The sequence below is a fragment of the Bacillus sp. L75 genome (genome assembly GCF_003676355.1).
GTDB lineage: Bacteria > Bacillota > Bacilli > Bacillales > Bacillaceae > Bacillus > Bacillus velezensis.
This window is the reverse complement of record NZ_ML064905.1, coordinates 186,309-202,650: the sequence shown is the minus strand read 5'-3', so window position 1 is coordinate 202,650 and position 16,342 is coordinate 186,309. Positions and strand designations below refer to the sequence as shown.

The following is a 16,342-nucleotide window of genomic DNA, read 5'->3' as shown; positions in this document are numbered from 1 at the left end:
TGTCTCAAAAACGGGGGTCAGTCCCGTCAGGAGAGGTTTTTTCTTAATTCTTTTGAAAACCTTTATCTTTTACATATTGATTTAAATAGGTTCTCGGTTTTTGTTTCATGAACTGCAGGATTTGATCAGACCACGTTTCAACCCGCTTGCCGTTTGTCCGTTTATCATAATAAGCGGAAATGGTTTCATCATATTCCTTCATATAACTGCGGAAGTGTTCTTCATTCGTATCGTACGTGTTTTCATGATATACGGCTTGTTTCGGCAGGCGCGGCTTTTGACCGGACGGATGAGCGGGATGACCGACTACCAAGCCGAACAGCGGCAGCACATGGTCAGGCGTTCCAAGCACTTCCGTCACCTGATCAAGTTCATTTCGAATGCCTCCGATATAACAAATGCCAAGTCCCATTGATTCCGCGGCAACACTTACGTTTTGTGCGGCAAGTGCGGCATCAATGACGCTGACCATAAACATTTCCGTATTCTCAAGAAGCTCGGTAATGTTTTCGCCTTTTTCCTCAGCAAGTTTTTTATGGCGGTACAAATCAGCGCAAAACACAAACAAGTGCCCGTTATTTTCGACGTAAGGCTGGTTTCCGGCCAGTGCCGCCAGCTTCCGCTTTTTCTCCTTATCGGTTACGCCGATGATGGAGTAAGCCTGCACGTAACTGGACGTTGACGCCGCCTGGGCGCTTTTCACTAATGTATCTATCTCTTCTGCTGTCAGAAGCTCGTCAGTAAATGATCGGATCGACCGATGATTAAGTATGGTTTCAATGGTATTGTTCATATAAAAGCCTCCTTCTCTCTATATCATATCCGAAAGGGAATCATGTCAAAAGCGAAATGCTCTAAACAAAAAAAGACAGCCCGAAAAACGAGCCGTCTCACATTAAGAATTGAACAGGTAGCTTTTATATTTCGTCAGCTGCACACTTGCGTTATATACGATCCCGAAGCTGATTAATGTAGAAAGCACCGAGCTCCCCCCATAGCTGACAAACAGCAGCGGAATACCGGTAACCGGCATAATGCCGATATTCATCCCGATGTTCTGGAAGGTGTGAATCACGATAAGTGCAGTAAATCCTACGCAAAAAAACGCGCCAAATCGGTTAAACGCATGCAAGCGGTCAATCAGCACCACAAGTCTGTAAATTAAAAAGAAAAACATGACAACCGCAATGGCGCAGCCTAAAAATCCAAAACTTTCACCCAAAATCGCAAAGATAAAGTCGGTCTGTCCCTCAGGTACGTACACCTTCAGATTATGAACGCCGTTTCCGGTAATGCCGCCCGATCCGATCGCCATAACGGCCTGATCCACCTGCCAGCTTTTATCGCTCTCTGCCTGAGTCGTTGCCGCACTGGAGTCAGACATCCACGATGTAATCCGGTTAATTTGATAATCCGCAATGCCGATTGAATTCGCCACATGGGGAAATTCAATCACGAGAACTAAGAAAAGGCCAAGCACAAGCGCGGCCGAACCGCCGATAATGGTAATCAGCTTCCAGTTTACACCCGACATAAACACCATCACCATAACGATAAACAGACAGATCGCACCCGTTCCGGCATCCTGCAAAACGATCATCCCGATCGGAATAACCGTCCATGCCGCAATTTTCAAAAGCAGATTCACATCTTCCCTAAGTGACCTTTGATCCTTCGGGCCCGCCTTCGATATAATGGACGCGACCATCATCATAATTCCTATTTTCGTAAACTCAGAGGGCTGGAGGGTAAAGCTGCCGATTTTAAACCAGCTCTTCGCTCCGTTTTTAATCGGCGCGATGGATTCCGGCGCCACACGTAAAAGGAGCAGCGACAGCACGCCGGCAATTAACACGTACAGACTCAGTTTTTCAAGCTGCTCTAAATCAAAATACATGATACTGACCATGAGACCGGCTCCGATGACATAAAAGACGATCTGTCTCATCCAGGCATCACTTCCGTACTGCCCGAACTGTCCGGCCGCATAAATCGCCGCAACACTAATTATTAAAAACACACCAAATATAAAAATCAAATCCCCCTGATAATAGGGATTTTGCTGTTTCTTATATCGACTCATTCTATCCCGCCTTACATTTTCATCGGAAGTCACTATTGTTTATTATACATGAACACCGTTCAAGAAAACATGATGAGGTTGCTTCCTTTTTATTTTTTACGGTTTGGGGACTACACGACATATGACGTGTCAGAAAAGGAAATGTTTCGGTCATGATGAAACTTTTCCGATAAAAAACCCCTTCTCGTCAGAAAAGGGGTTTCAGCTTATGTTTAACGTCATAAACAAGCTGTTCGGGTCCTCTTTATAATGTGCAAACGGATCACAATATTGAAACCCGGCTTTTTCATACAGGCGTCTGGCGGGGAGAAAAGCCTCCATAGAACCGGTTTCCAAGCTGATCCGATGATAGCCCCGCCGCCTTGCTTCTTCAAGCATATGGCGGAGGATCCGGTTGGCAACGCCTTTTCTGACATGATGCGGAGAGGTTTTCATTGATTTGATCTCACCGTGCCGGCTGTTTAGCTCCTTTAAGGCACCGCAGCCGAGCAGGATGCCGTTTTCCCTCGCACTCCAAAACGTAACGTCAGGCTGACGCAGCCGGTCCGCATTGAGCGCATGTATACTTTCCGGAGGAGAATGCATGGTCATGCTCTTCAGATGATCCTGCAAAAGCGCAAAGACATCCGGCGCTGTGACATCTTCTTTCCTTACGTCCACTTCAAACCACCCTTGCTGTGCATATTTTCTTTGACCATAGCAAAGGTTCACAGCCTGCGCCATTCCATTGTCCGGAAATGTGACAGGGTATTTGGCCTTTCCGGTTTCTTGTACCTATCCAAAAATGAGGCAATAGTTGCAATACATTTCTCGAAAAAGCGGTATCAAAAATTGGAAAACATGGTATAATAATTGTAACAAAATGTTCAAAAAACGACCACAAAACAGACACATTTCATTCTCTGTATTTCATTTTGGAAACGCTCCCATAAAATGAAAGGAGACATGTAAGATGGACATGTTTTTTGCTTATTTACTGGTCGCGAGCGCAACACCCCTCTTTATCTGGCTGGATAACAAAAAAGTCGCTCTTTCGGCCATACCGCCAATTATTCTCATGTGGGTTTTCTTCTACTTTTACGCAACCAGCAGCCTATCCCCTCTCGGCCACACACTCATGATCATCCTGTTTGCCGTCAACGTCATCGTTGCCCATATCGCCGCCTTTATCATTTACGGCCTCCCGCGCCTGCGCCGGAGAAGAAGCCAATAAAGGCACCAAAAACCCTCTTCGCATAAACGAAGAGGGTTTCTTTTTATTCCTGATGTTCGGAATGATGCTTCGCACCGCCAGGAGGGTTTCCATCCATATGGTCACCGTGATGGTAGTGCGCCGCAAAGATCCAGATGGAACCAAGGATGATAACAATCGCTCCGAAAAATCCGAAGAGCGTGTTTCCGACTTGAATTCCGCCGTTTTCGCTTTCTGTCATGTGCATGAACATGAGAAGCTGAAGACCGGCTTGGATAAATGCGAATCCGAAAATGATCCAGAGTTTTGCTGATGGGCTTAATTCCGTATATACTGCAACCCAAAGGGCCAGCAGGGTCAGAATAATAGACAACGCAAAACCTACGATATGCTTCCACGGAAAGTGGCTGTGTTCAGCAGATTTGTTTGCCATATTATAGTCCCCCCAATCCGATGAGATAGACGCCTGTAAAGATGAAGATCCAAACAACGTCTAAGAAGTGCCAGTATAAACTTGAGATAAAGATTTTTGAAGACGTCTGCGGCGTTAATCCGCGTTTCTTCAATTGCAGTAAGATGCCGGCAATCCAGAAGATACCGATCGTTACGTGCGTTCCGTGCGTTCCCAGAAGGACGAAGAATCCAGACCAGAAAGCACTTGTACCGAGAGATGCTCCTTCATGTACATAGTGGATGAACTCGTTAAGCTCACATCCGACGAAGCCCGCGCCAAGAAGAAGCGTAATGATCGTCCAAATGACGACGCCTTTTAAACTTCCGCGACGCATTTCATGAACAGCGATCCCGCAGGTGAAACTGCTGATCAGAAGCAGGAATGTCATGATCATGACAAGCTTCACTTCAAATAATTCAGCCGGTAAGACTCCTCCTGCTGTTCTTCTTTGAAGAACGAAGAAGGTTGCAAATAGTGTTGAGAACAACACAATCTCTGCCCCTAAAAAGATCCAAAACCCGAGAATATTGAGTCTGCCGGTTTCAGATTGATATTCCATAGGCGCGTTAGAATTGCCGTGTTCTGCATGTTCCATAAATCACGCCTCCTTTATTCGGAAATCTTTCTTTCCGTCTCTTTTATTTCTTCAACAGGTATATAGTAGCCATTGTCATATTCAAATGAACGAAGCACCATGCAAAGCAGAATGCCGATCAAGCCGACAATGCCCATCCAGAACCATTCAAATACAAGTCCGAAGCCTGCAATACCGAACGCCACTGACATAATAAGCGGTCTTCCGGAGTTGTGCGGCATATGGATTTTCTTGAACTTGCTTTCCGGATGAATATCCGTTTTGTCTTCTTTCAATTGCAGGTACGCATCTTGAGATTTCACTTCAGGAAGCACCGCAAAGTTGTAATGCGGCGGAATCGCAGATGAAGTCGCCCACTCAAGCGTACGTCCCACGCCCCATGAATCTCCGCTGATCTCGCGAGTAGAGTAGCGGAAGCTGTAGTAGATGTTGTAGCAAAGGATTAAGAATCCGACACCCATCATGAAGGCTCCGACAGTTGAAATAAAGTTCAATGCAGTCCATCCGTCATTCGGTCCGTATGTGTAAATACGGCGAGGCATACCTTGCAGCCCCAAGAAGTATTGAGGGAAGAAACATACATTAAATCCGATCATAAAGATCCAGAAGAACCATTTTCCGATTCTTTCGTTCAGCTTGTGACCGAACATTTTCGGATACCAGAAAATAAATCCTGCGAAACATGCAAATACCGTACCCGCGATCAGCACATAGTGGAAGTGAGATACGAGGAAGTACGTATTATGGTATTGATAATCCGCTGCAGCCATCGCAAGCATAACCCCTGTTACCCCGCCGACAACGAAGTTCGGGATGAACGCGAGCGCCCACAGCATCGGTGTTGTAAAACTGATCCGGCCTTTATACATCGTAAAGAGCCAGTTAAAGATTTTAACCCCGGTCGGAACCGAAATCGCCATCGTTGTAATCGAGAAGAAAGAGTTAACAGACGCACTGTTCCCCATTGTGAAGAAGTGGTGAGTCCATACTAGGAAACTCAGGACGGAAATGGCGATAATTGAGCCGACCATCGCTTTGTAACCGAATAACTGCTTTCTTGCAAACGCTGAAATAATTTCAGAGAAAATACCGAATGCCGGTAAGATAACGATATATACTTCAGGGTGTCCCCAAATCCAGAACAAGTTAGCCCAAAGCATCGGCATACCGCCGGCTTCCAGCGTGAAAAAGTGAGCGCCGAACAAACGGTCAAATGATAACAGCGCCAATGCCACTGTCAAAACAGGGAAGGCGAATACGATAATAACCATTGTAATCAGCGTCGTCCATGTAAACATCGGCATACGCATCAGCGTCATGCCTTTCGTACGCATTTTCAGGATCGTCACCATAAAGTTGATACCCGTCATCAGCGTACCGATACCGGCAATCTGAAGACCGAGCAGGTAGAAGTTCTCACCAGGCCCGGGACTCATGTCGTTGCTTGCCAGCGGCATGTAACTCGTCCAGCCTGCGTTCGGAGAACCTCCGATAACGAAAGAAATATTGAAAAGCATCGCACCTACGAAGAACGTCCAGAAACTCAGGTTGTTCAAGTAAGGGAATGCTACGTCGCGCGCACCGATCTGCAAAGGTACGACAACGTTGATCAGACCGATTAAAAACGGCATCGCCATGAAGATAATCATGATCGTACCGTGAGTCGTAAAGATCTCATTATAGTGGTTTGAGTCTAAAAAACTGTTATTAGGAAGCGCTAACTGGGCGCGCATCATCAAGCCGTCGACCCCGCCGCGGAACAGCATGATAACAGCAGAGATAATGTACATGATTCCAAGTTTCTTATGGTCTACAGACGTCAGCCATTCAGACCAGAGCCATTTCCACTTTTTGAAGTATGTGAGTACAACGATGATAGCGATAGTGGAAAGCGCAATGGAAACTTGTGCGCCCAGAATTAATGGGTCACCTGTTACAAAAAATTCATCCCATCTCAATTTCATTCGGGCTTCCTCCTTTCTTGTTCAATTTCAATCTTGTTTATCGTCGGATACTTTAAATTCGTTTTTCTTTACATTTTCCCACGGATCTGTTTTAGAGTGCGGTGATACGGCTTTGTAGCCAAGGCGTTTGCGCGCCTCCATCGCATATTCGGCATCTTGGCCGTGGTCAACGTATTTTAAGTGTGTAGAAGAGAACGTTAATTTACCGACATTCTCCGGAAGCATCAGTTCGTCATACTTCTCTTTCGTCAGCTTTGGAGAATCGCTTTGGGCTTTTTTCACCCAGCTGTTAAAGTCTTTTTGCGTAACAGCTTTTACGTTGAATTTCTGGTCGGCAAAGTGTTCGCCGGTGAAGTTCGCGTTGCGGCCTTCATATGTTCCCACTTTGTCAGCCTGTAAGTATTGATCCATCAGCATTCCCGCCATCGCGTATTTTTGTCCCCCAAGCTGAGGAATCCATAGCGATGCCATTGAATCGGCTGAAGAAATTTTAAATAAAACCGGACGGTCTACAGGAATGTTCAGGTAGTTAACCGTCTCAATATCCTGCTCAGGGTAGCTGAATACCCATTTCCAGTCTACCGAAGTAGCATAAACAACAAGAGGCTCTTTATCCTTTGTCGCTTCAGGCGCTTTTTCTAACGAATATATCGTCTGTACGGTAGGCACAGAAAGTGCAATAACAATTAAAATTGGGATCACTGTCCAGACTACTTCTAAGAACGTGTTGCCGTGCATCTCGGGCTTGTAATTTCCGCTGTCTTTGCCTTTGCGGTCGCGGTATTTCACTAAAATGATTGTAAATAGTACGAAAACGACGCCGACAATGAACAGCATAAATCCGATTGACAAGAGAATCAGATCTTTCTGCTGGTCTGCTACAGGTCCTTTCGGATCTAAAACGGAAATGTCGCTGCATCCGCCCAGTACGAAAACAACAGCCAACATCGCTAATAAAAGTAACGGTTTAAATGCTCTGAACAAGAAGATCACCATCCTTCCTATTGATGTAGTGAATCTGAAATGTACTTTCTCAAAATCTTTTCTCTATCTACCTTGTTATGCTATCAAAATCTGCCCTTATTAGCTTTATTTTTTTCTAAAGTTCATCTTTTTTTCGACCTAATGTCACAAAATCGTCAAAAAATGCATGAACTTTTTCCACTTGCGCAAATCAAACATAAAAAGTTTTAGATCATTTAGCATATATAGAGAAAAAAGATAGTGAGAACGAATAATACCAAATAAAGGTTTACCATAATAAAAAACGCTGGTCAACAAAAAGTTTCATTTTGTTAAACATTCTACAAAAGAAATATTTTTTCCTTTGCTCACACCTTTTCACACGGTTTCCATTTTAACGCAATGCATTGTGAAAAAAAAGACCGGAACGCGCCTTGATATGTTCATTATAAAAAACACATTCATATGTTTAATATGGACAAAACGAAGGAAACATATAGGCATAAATAATAAAAAATAGGAAGTGATATTTATGGGTTTTATCGTATCTCTGATTGTCGCTATTATTATCGGCTGGATCGGAAGTTTATTTGTAAAAGGCAGTATGCCCGGGGGAATCATCGGGTCAATGATCGCCGGTCTGATCGGCGCATGGATCGGGCACGGACTGCTCGGCACATGGGGCCCTCACCTTGCCGGCTTTGCCATCATTCCGGCAATCATCGGAGCTGCGATCGTGGTGTTCTTATTCAGCCTGATCGCCAGAAGCAGAGGATAAAAAAAAAGCCTCGTCCCTTATGGGATGGGGCTTTTTTCCGGTAGAGCGCCCAAATGGCGGATAAACCGCCGGAAAGCCGCTCTGCCTTCTTCTGTTTGTTTAAAGACGCCGGCATGCTCCAGTATCCGCGCAAAGGCATGGCCGATTTCCTCTTTCAGAATCTGTTCCGCGTTTTCTTTCGTTACCTTCCGCTTATGCAGCACACTGAGCGCCCAATCTTTATGCGCTGCCGCAGAAGGGTCTGCCGTTAAGACCGCTTCCGGGTCCGGTGAGCACAGCGCTTCAGCCGTGTATTTCATTTCTTGTTCAAGGCGGCCCGGCAGAATCGCAAGCCCCATTACCTCAATCAGTCCGATATTTTCTTTTTTCAGGTGATGAACTTCCTGATGGGGATGAAAAATTCCCAGCGGATGCTCATCAGAGGTGCGGTTATTTCTGAGGACGAGATCTAATTCGAATAAACCGTTTCTCCGCCGGGCAATCGGCGTAATTGTATTGTGCGGTGTTTCTCCTGAATGGGCGAGGAGATCAGCCGCCTCATCGGAATAACCGCGCCACGCCCGCAGGATGGCATCCGCCGCGCCGGAAAGCTCAGACGCACTCTCGCTTTGCAGGCGGATGACCGACATCGGCCACTTCACAATTCCCAACACCGTTTTCGGATAGTCAGGCAGCCTGTACCGGCTTTCTGTCTCCGCCCGCGCCATCGGGAATTCATAATTGCCCCCCTGAAAATGGTCGTGGCTTAAAATACTGCCGCCGACAATCGGCAGATCAGCATTGGAACCGAGAAAATAATGAGGATACTGGCTGACGAACGACAGCAGCCGGTCAAACGTTTTTTTGCTGATCTTCATCGGTTCGTGCCGGTCTTTCAAAACGATGCAATGCTCCCGGTAATACACATACGGAGAAAATTGCAGAAACCACTGCTCATCGCCGAGAATTACCGGAATGACACGAAGGTTTTGACGCGCCGGGTGATCCGGTCTCCCCTCGTACCCGACATTTTCTTTACAAAGAACACATCTCGGATAATCGGATTGAGGCTGCTCTTTGGCAGCGGCAATTGCTTTCGGATCTTTTTCCGGTTTTGAAAGGTTGATCGTGATGTCCAGCTTTCCGTAAGCCGTCTCAGCCGTCCACCCGGCATTCCGCTTTATTCTGTCCGAACGGATATAATACACATCCTCTGAAAATCGGTAAAACGCCTTTGTCGCCTGCTCCGGTCCGTGCACCGCCTTTGTTTCTTCAAAACGACGGACAATCTCGGACGGCTGCGGGGCAAAGCAGCCCATGATCTTCGCGCTCAGCAGGTCGCGATAGGTGTCTGTATCGGCTGCAATCCGGCCCGTTTCTGCCGCCCATTCATAAATCGGGGCCAATATGTCCGGCAATGATGCCGCCGATACATTTTCTTTCTGTTCTGAAACCTCCGGATGGGTGATATGCAAAGCTTCATACAAACGGTTTCTCGTATATTCAATATCAAGAAATGAAATCAGCTCTTTTTGCAATCCGTACCGGATTAAACGTTCCACGTGCCGCTCAATTGCCATCGTCATCCCCCTTTAGTTCTCTCGCTCCGGCTCCGACATCCGCCGTGTAAAAGTCAGCTTTTCTCCCTGTCTTTTCCTCATAGCGGGCTCCTGCCGTTTCAATAAAATCCGAAACCGCATCATCCTTGACGATACTGACCGTACAGCCGCCGAAACCGGCTCCCGTCATCCTTGATCCGATCACCCCGCCGTGGCGCCAGGCCGCTTCAGCCAGTGTATCCAGCTCATGACTCGTCACCTCGTAGTCATCGCGTAAAGAGAGATGCGAATCCCTCATTAATTCACCGATATGATGAAGCTGATTGTTACTGAACATGTCGGCGGCCTCTATTGTGCGGTGATTTTCATAGACGGCGTGTTTCGCCCGGCGTCTGTTCACTTCATTCTGAATCAGCTCCGCATGAGCGTCAAAAGCGGAAGGGGTCAGCTCTCCCAGTGATTGAACGGAAAGATGCTTCTGAAGATCACATAGCGCTTCCCCGCACTCCTTGAGCCTCGTATTATAGCCTGAGTCTGCAAGCGTTCGTTTTTTATTGGTATTTGCAATAACGATCGACAGCCCCGACAGCCCGAGTTTTGTATATTCAAAGCTGAGCGTACCGCAATTCAGCAGAATCGCATGATGTTTCTTTCCCATTCCGATGGCGAATTGATCCATTATTCCGCAGCTGACGCCGATAAAGGAATGTTCCGCCGTCTGAGCGAGCTTCACCAAGTCGAGCATATCCGCCTCAAGCTCATGGCATTCCTTGAGAATGACCGCCGTAACAAGTTCAATCGAAGCCGAAGATGACAGCCCGGCGCCGTTCGGGATGTTTCCCCAGAACACAATATCGAGGCCGTGCGGAAGGGAAAAACCGCTGCCGAGACATTCCGCCATGACCCCTTTCGGATAGTTGGCCCACCCGTCCTCTTTTTGATAACGGATATTATCGAGACTGCATTCCTTTATGCCCGCATCTTTAAAATGATGAGAGTACATTCTGACGAGCCTGTCCCCTCTCTCCCGGACGGCTGCATATGTACCGATCGTCAGCGCGCAAGGAAAGACGTGGCCCCCGTTATAATCCGTATGCTCTCCGATGAGATTCACTCTGCCGGGCGCAAAGAAAATGCGCAGGTCCTCCGATTCCCCGAATACATCAGCAAACGCTTTCTTTATTGTGTGCTTCATACGCATCCCCTTTCACCATTACACTTTCCCCCGGGGCGCGGAAAGAAACCGTTATGACACGCCCTCTTCTTTCGCTTTTCTGAAGACAATCCACTTGCTGGCCGCATAGTTGACGACTACGATAATGACGTTATCGGCGATTTTCGCCAACGTTTCGTTCATATGAAATTGACTGACCAGAAGAATCATCATGGCGAGATCGATGGCGAGAGACAATACCCGCACGCTGAAAAAGGCCGTCAATTCTTTCATCAGACTCCGCATCCCCGCGGTCTTTTGCTGAAATACATACAGTTTATTCGTGACATATGCAAATAGAACGGACAGAATCCAAGCAGCGACGGTCGCCGCCTTGTAATCCATCTCAAATGCCGACGTCAGAAAGTAAAAACTGACGATATTCACGATGGTCGTGAATATCCCCATAATGATATACATCATAATTTCTCTGTAGCGCATGGCAGTTCCTCGCTTTCTGAAAGACTTTTCTAAACCTTTTGTCAAATCAAGAAGAACGTTACCCTGATTTTCTGCCGCTGACAAAAACATAGAGCGCGTCAAACATGCTGCGGAAAGTAACCGGCCTTCCCAGCACATTGGATTGCTTAATCATCCCGTCGATGAGCGCGCACATCATTTTAGCGGTATGCTCGGTATCTATATGGTCTTCTATTAAATTTCTCGATTTGAGCCAATTTATGTACATGGTGCTTTCTTCTATCCATAACTTATAAAGACGGATATAAGCTTCATATTCACTGACGACTTTGTAAGTAGGCATATGAACGGCAAAAGACACAACATTCCAGGCAGGCTTGCTGTTTACAAACCGCATCAACAGACTGGCCGCGCTTGCCGCAGCTTCACAAAGCGTCAACGGCCGCGCTGTTTGCTTTTCTAATTCATCGAGATAGCCGGTGATGATCCTTTTTTTAATCTGACGCCTGTCTAATAAATGCTTCAGAAAATCTTCCTTGCTTTCAAAATGAACGTAAAACGCGCCTTTGCTGAAACCCGCCGCTTTACTGATGTCATCGATTGAGACTGAATCGTAAGCTCTTTCAATCAGGAGATGAAGGCCTGCGTCAATAAAACTTTCAAATGTTTCTTCTCTCTTAATTTGAAATTTGTTTTTTTTCATTTTTTACCCCAGCTGTTTGATCATTCACTTTATCTTACACCGAATCATTCTTTTGCGGTATTTTTTATGCAAAAAGAATATGCTAGTCGACGCTTTGAGGGTAAATATTAATAGGTCATATGATTTATTTTTATTTGCATACTATCCAGTCAGTATTTATTTGTTTATTATTATACGTAAGAATTCTTGAAGGATTTTGGTTATTTCAGTCATTTTCTTAGGGAATAGGTAGGTGAATTCATCTTCAATTTGGGATTACCGGCCAACTATGTGTGATATTTGTTATACATTGGCTGCTGTAGCTGGGCAAATCAATTTTTCAATTGGAGGTTCTTATGAAAACTCATGTAATGAAAGATATAGATCAAGATTGGCAATTGTTAATTCAAGAGGCTAGAATCATGGGTTTGCACATTGACGATGTGAGGCGCTTCTTAAATACTGAAAAAGCGGTGAAGAAAAAAACACCAATGAAAAACACCATCCGCCAGCGGTAAGATTACAGGCGGATCCTTTTACTATATGACCTGCCACAGTCCGCCCGCACCCGAGTTTTCAAAGGAACAGCCGCAATAAGAGGGGAATCAGAGAACAAACCGTATACCGGACAACCATTCCCGTCCGCATTCCGCAATTGAACAGCCAAACATGGTGATATGAGATCCCCCCGCTGCATATCTTGTGTATATGCCCATTTATGAGGTGATACACAGATGGATACGAATCCCTATTATGATGAAAAACAACAGAACTACTACGAAGGCCTGAATCCTTATTTATTGAACAAAATAGACGAAAACTGGCGGACAGTGCTTGATGTCGGCTGCGGCACAGGCAATTTAGGAGCGGCGATCGAAGACCGCGGAATAACGGTTTACGGCATTGAAGCGTATCCCGAAGCCGCAAAAAAGGCGGAAAGCAAATTGAGCCACGTGCTTTGCGGCGACATTGAATCCGCCATTCTTCCGTACGAATCAGAACAATTCGACTGCATGCTGTTCGGAGACGTTCTTGAGCATCTTGTCGACCCGTGGTCCGTGCTGAAAAAGCTTCGTCCTTATGTAAAAAAAGACGGCACGGTGCTTGCATGCATACCGAATGTCGGCCACATCTCAGTGGTGCTGGAGCTTTTAGCCGGCAAATGGACTTACAGTGACGCCGGATTAATGGATCAGACCCACCTGCGTTTTTTTACCCGTGAAGAGACACTTTCATTATTTAAAGCTGCCGGCTATGAGGTGAAACGCATTGAGGCGATCCGCGTTGATCACCCCTCTTACCACAAAGCCATCGCAGCATTGCACGAAGTATGCGTACAGCTTGGCATAAGGCATGACTTTATGACAGAAGCATCGGCCTATCAATATGTGATTGAGGCCGAGAGGAGCATGTAATGGATTCACATTCATTTCTGTTTGTCGTCTGTGTGAATGACGAGTCGCTCTACTCCCGATGCAAAAGCCATATCATGCAGCTTACCGTCCCCCCTTCATACTCCGTTGATATCATGCCGATATACGATTCAGCAAGCATGGCCTCGTCCTACAACAAAGCGCTGAGACACCCCTCCAAATATAAAATTTATCTGCATCAGGATACCTTTATCATTCATCAGCATTTCCTACATGACATGCTTCATATCTTTCAAACTCATCAGGAGCTCGGCCTTCTCGGTGTCGCCGGCTGCAAAACCCTGCCGCCGAACGGCATTTGGTGGGAAAGCGGAGAGCGGATGGGAAAAGTGATTGAATACCGGGGGAATGCTTATCACCCGCTGGACTTTGAGCACGGCGATGAAGACGGCCTGTTTACGCCCGCTGACGCCATTGACGGCTTGTTAATGGCGGCTCAATATGACGTGGAGTGGCGGGAGGATTTGTTTCGCGGCTTTCATTTTTACGACACATCACAGTCGCTTGAATTTCAAAAACACGGCTATCAAGTCGGCGTCGCCTGCCAGAAAGACCCTTGGTGCCTTCATTTTTGCGGCGACTCATTTGACGCCGCGGCATATGAAGCGGACAGACAAACATTTGTCAAACACTATATGGCAAAGCCCTCTCGCTGATCGAGAGGGCTTTTTTCGGGTTAACGTTTATTCAGTTCCCGCTCAATGATTTGTTCAAAGGTTTCCTTTCCCGCCGCGCCAGGGATTCTCTCATCGCCGATGATAAACGTCGGCACTGCCGTAATGCCGGCTTCCTCATAAGCATGGCGGAGCGCTTCCCGCTGTACGTGTCTGTACGCTCTTGTCTCAAGCGCCTCTTTGAAGGTAGCGCCGTCAAGTCCGGCTTCTTCCGCAAGCTTTGTCAGCACGCCAACGTCACCGATATTTTGCTCTTCCTGAAAGAACGCCTGAAAAACGCGTGTATGGTATTCGCTTCCTTTCCCATGTTCCTTTGCGAAATGAAAGCCTTCAAATGCCAAATCCGTGTAAGGATGCGGTGACACGCGGGGGAACGTGATTTCAACGCCTAACGACTGCGCCATCGGCTCAATGGAGTTTTTCCACATCTGCCGCTTGGCGGGATCATTCACCGGATCAAGTTTCGGCGAGGGGCTCGGACGCAATTCAAACGGCATCCATTCCACCTGTACGTCCTTGTCCTTGATTGCTTCTTCAAACGCCGCTTTGCCGACAAAGCAAAACGGACATACATAATCAGAATATACTTTAATCTGCAGTGTCATTGTAAGTCTCCTTTCCTTTTTATTTTAAGTTGTAACATATGTAGTTACAAGTGTTTTTTTTAAAAACACCCTCCATATGGAAGGTGTCACGATTCCAGCAGCCTTTGGGCGATATATTCTCCTTTTTTACAGCCGCCGGGACAGGCGAATAAGGAAGAGCCGATCGTTTGTGTGTATTCATTCAGCGCATCCTTTGCCGCCAAAGCCTTCAGCATCGGGACAAATTGGCGGTCCGGGTCTTTTTGAAAGCAGATAAACAGCAGGCCTGCGTCAACATAGCCCGTCTGTGGATCAATTCCGTCCGTATAGGAAAATGCCCGGCGCAGAATCTGTCTGCCGGTTGATTTTGCCACGCTGACATGCGAGTCGGCGGGAATTTGATTCAGCTTCACGGGATCGGTTTCCTTTTTTTGTCCGAAAGGCGCGCCCGAGCTTTTCACCCGCCCGAACGTGTCCTCTTGTTCCTTCAAGGATGAACGGTCCCATATATCTAAAAACATCTTAATTTTCCTAAACGCCATGTACGTGCCGCCCGTCATCCAGTCAGGCTCTCCTGATTGAACCCAAACGATCGAATTCATCAGGTTTTCATCCTTTGTGCTTTGGTTGCCGGTGCCGTCTTTAAATCCGAAGAGGTTGCGCGGTGTTTCTCCGTTTTTCCCGCCGCTTAAGAAACCTTTATTGAGAAAGCGGACTTCGCACACCCCCGATGCCTGTTTCATCAGGTTGCGCACCGCGTGAAACGCCGTTTGTTCATTATCCGCGCAGACCTGTATGACGATATCACCGCCGCCTTGTTTCTTATCAAGCTTGTCGTTAGGCATCGGCGGAATATCGGCGAGGTGCTTCGGTTTTTTATCTTTCAGTCCGAAGCGGTCCTTCCCGTCTTTCTCGAAAAACCCGGGGCCGAAGCCGAAGGTAACGGTCAAATTCGCCGGTGCCAGATCCTGCGACTCCCCGGTATCCTGCGGAGGCATATATTTATTTTTCTGTTCGCCCGACGGGACGGCGCCTGAAGTCAGCAGCTGCGTCAGGCTTGTCCATTGTTTGAAAAGGGAGATGACATCGGCTTTGTCGCTTGACATGACATCAAGCGCCGCAAAATACACATACGTCTGATGCGCCGTTGTGATTCCCGCTTGGTGCTTTCCGTAAAAAGGAACGATTTGATCACGATCACGTTTTTCATCATTCTTCTTTGAAGCGGTGGCCGCCGGTTTGAAGAGCGGCGCGAGTCCTCCGAGGCCGCTCGCTCCGACAGCAACGGCGGCGCCCGCGACGGCGCCCCACTTCAGGACATCCCGTCTGTGGATCTGTTTTTCCTTGTTTTGTTCATCGCTCATGCTGCGTCTTAACTCCTTTTAAAGCACATCGGCAATCTTCGACATGGTTTCAGAAAGGGCCGTCAGCTTCGTGCTTATCTCTCTGATTTGATCTGTACTTAATGTATCACAAGACATATACGATTGATCGCACGTTTTGTATTTCGACATCAAACCTTCAAATTCGCTGAATTCCGCATCAAGTTTTTCCGTGACCTCGAAATGATCTCTCACTGCGCGCTTTTCACTGTTTCATAGAGGGCTTTTAAGCCTTCGGCGCCGGCAATGATTGGTTCAGGCATCACTTTGAGCGAAGCGATAGAGCCGTCAAACACTTCGGTCGATATTGCAAGCTGATTGCCCTGTTCTTGACATACGGCTTATATTCTCCAAGTCCGTCACTGCCTTTTTGCGCACACAGAAAAA

The 16,342-nt window shown here is 46.8% G+C and carries 18 protein-coding genes and 1 pseudogene; 5 read left to right on the top strand and 14 right to left on the bottom strand.

The features are described 5' to 3' along the window. Positions 1-43: 43 nt before the first annotated feature. From nfsA to D5S11_RS11690, 3 genes are all read right to left on the bottom strand, one after another. Positions 44-793 carry an oxygen-insensitive NADPH nitroreductase gene (nfsA, locus tag D5S11_RS11700; RefSeq protein ID WP_007407708.1) on the bottom strand — a complete coding sequence of 250 codons (750 nt, stop codon included), beginning with the start codon at positions 791-793 and terminating at the stop codon, positions 44-46. 102 nt (positions 794-895) lie between these two features. After that, positions 896-2,083, bottom strand: a complete 1,188-nt coding sequence (locus D5S11_RS11695) for an FtsW/RodA/SpoVE family cell cycle protein (protein WP_007614568.1) — start codon at positions 2,081-2,083, stop codon at positions 896-898. Positions 2,084-2,284: 201 nt separating this feature from the next. Beyond that, entirely contained in the window at positions 2,285-2,743 is a 459-nt protein-coding gene (locus D5S11_RS11690; protein WP_108725251.1) for a GNAT family N-acetyltransferase, read from the bottom strand. A gap of 292 nt (positions 2,744-3,035) precedes the next feature. On the opposite strand from D5S11_RS11690, the gene ywcE reads away from it, so the two are divergent. Next, the gene (gene ywcE, locus D5S11_RS11685; protein ID WP_003150937.1) at positions 3,036-3,296 is read left to right on the top strand and encodes a spore morphogenesis/germination protein YwcE; all 261 of its coding nucleotides are present in this window, start codon (positions 3,036-3,038) and stop codon (positions 3,294-3,296) included. A 43-nt stretch (positions 3,297-3,339) separates the two neighbouring features. Here ywcE and qoxD read toward each other — a convergent pair whose 3' ends face one another. Genes qoxD through qoxA form a run of 4 tightly spaced genes read right to left on the bottom strand, consistent with a single transcriptional unit; the run spans position 3,340 to position 7,281 of the window. Beyond that, positions 3,340-3,708: a cytochrome aa3 quinol oxidase subunit IV gene (gene qoxD, locus D5S11_RS11680; RefSeq protein WP_007407711.1), complete on the bottom strand. Its 369-nt coding sequence runs from the start codon at positions 3,706-3,708 to the stop codon at positions 3,340-3,342. A gap of 1 nt (position 3,709) precedes the next feature. After that, complete coding sequence (gene qoxC / locus D5S11_RS11675; protein ID WP_003150930.1) at positions 3,710-4,324, bottom strand: cytochrome aa3 quinol oxidase subunit III; 615 nt, start codon at positions 4,322-4,324, stop codon at positions 3,710-3,712. Between the two features lie 14 nt (positions 4,325-4,338). Further along, complete coding sequence (qoxB, locus tag D5S11_RS11670; protein ID WP_012118743.1) at positions 4,339-6,288, bottom strand: cytochrome aa3 quinol oxidase subunit I; 1,950 nt, start codon at positions 6,286-6,288, stop codon at positions 4,339-4,341. A 27-nt stretch (positions 6,289-6,315) separates the two neighbouring features. Next, positions 6,316-7,281, bottom strand: coding sequence for a cytochrome aa3 quinol oxidase subunit II (gene qoxA, locus D5S11_RS11665; protein ID WP_012118744.1), 966 nt, complete (start codon positions 7,279-7,281; stop codon positions 6,316-6,318). A gap of 502 nt (positions 7,282-7,783) precedes the next feature. On the opposite strand from qoxA, the gene D5S11_RS11660 reads away from it, so the two are divergent. After that, positions 7,784-8,029: a GlsB/YeaQ/YmgE family stress response membrane protein gene (locus D5S11_RS11660; protein WP_003150926.1), complete on the top strand. Its 246-nt coding sequence runs from the start codon at positions 7,784-7,786 to the stop codon at positions 8,027-8,029. A gap of 17 nt (positions 8,030-8,046) precedes the next feature. Here the strand turns inward: D5S11_RS11660 and galT are convergent, their stop codons facing one another. From galT to D5S11_RS11640, 4 genes are all read right to left on the bottom strand, one after another. Continuing rightward, positions 8,047-9,588, bottom strand: coding sequence for a UDP-glucose--hexose-1-phosphate uridylyltransferase (galT, locus tag D5S11_RS11655; protein ID WP_094032586.1), 1,542 nt, complete (start codon positions 9,586-9,588; stop codon positions 8,047-8,049). Continuing rightward, positions 9,578-10,762: a galactokinase gene (locus D5S11_RS11650; protein ID WP_043020984.1), complete on the bottom strand. Its 1,185-nt coding sequence runs from the start codon at positions 10,760-10,762 to the stop codon at positions 9,578-9,580. Before D5S11_RS11650 ends, galT begins: the two co-directional genes overlap by 11 nt. 51 nt (positions 10,763-10,813) lie before the next feature. Next, complete coding sequence (locus tag D5S11_RS11645; protein ID WP_032863219.1) at positions 10,814-11,200, bottom strand: GtrA family protein; 387 nt, start codon at positions 11,198-11,200, stop codon at positions 10,814-10,816. Between the two features lie 79 nt (positions 11,201-11,279). Beyond that, on the bottom strand, positions 11,280-11,903 hold the full coding sequence (locus D5S11_RS11640) for a TetR/AcrR family transcriptional regulator (RefSeq protein ID WP_014419191.1): 624 nt from the start codon (positions 11,901-11,903) through the stop codon (positions 11,280-11,282). Positions 11,904-12,238: 335 nt separating this feature from the next. On the opposite strand from D5S11_RS11640, the gene D5S11_RS11635 reads away from it, so the two are divergent. The 3 genes from D5S11_RS11635 to D5S11_RS11625 all read left to right on the top strand — a co-directional run bounded on the left by D5S11_RS11635 (position 12,239) and on the right by D5S11_RS11625 (position 13,971). Then, positions 12,239-12,400 carry an anti-repressor SinI family protein gene (locus D5S11_RS11635; protein ID WP_003150917.1) on the top strand — a complete coding sequence of 54 codons (162 nt, stop codon included), beginning with the start codon at positions 12,239-12,241 and terminating at the stop codon, positions 12,398-12,400. Between the two features lie 216 nt (positions 12,401-12,616). Then, a complete protein-coding gene (locus D5S11_RS11630; protein WP_025285465.1) occupies positions 12,617-13,297 on the top strand; it encodes a class I SAM-dependent methyltransferase in 681 nt (226 codons plus the stop codon). Further along, a complete protein-coding gene (locus D5S11_RS11625) occupies positions 13,297-13,971 on the top strand; it encodes a glycosyltransferase family protein (protein WP_032868296.1) in 675 nt (224 codons plus the stop codon). Before D5S11_RS11630 ends, D5S11_RS11625 begins: the two co-directional genes overlap by 1 nt. A 20-nt stretch (positions 13,972-13,991) precedes the next feature. Here the strand turns inward: D5S11_RS11625 and D5S11_RS11620 are convergent, their stop codons facing one another. The 3 genes and pseudogenes from D5S11_RS11620 to D5S11_RS11610 all read right to left on the bottom strand — a co-directional run. After that, positions 13,992-14,594 carry a DsbA family oxidoreductase gene (locus D5S11_RS11620; RefSeq protein ID WP_032868295.1) on the bottom strand — a complete coding sequence of 201 codons (603 nt, stop codon included), beginning with the start codon at positions 14,592-14,594 and terminating at the stop codon, positions 13,992-13,994. Positions 14,595-14,680: 86 nt separating this feature from the next. Continuing rightward, a complete protein-coding gene (gene efeB / locus D5S11_RS11615; RefSeq protein WP_106080252.1) occupies positions 14,681-15,937 on the bottom strand; it encodes an iron uptake transporter deferrochelatase/peroxidase subunit in 1,257 nt (418 codons plus the stop codon). Between the two features lie 18 nt (positions 15,938-15,955). Beyond that, positions 15,956-16,275: pseudogene (locus D5S11_RS11610) on the bottom strand (Efem/EfeO family lipoprotein); the annotation flags it as partial. Between the last annotated feature and the right edge of the window lie 67 nt (positions 16,276-16,342).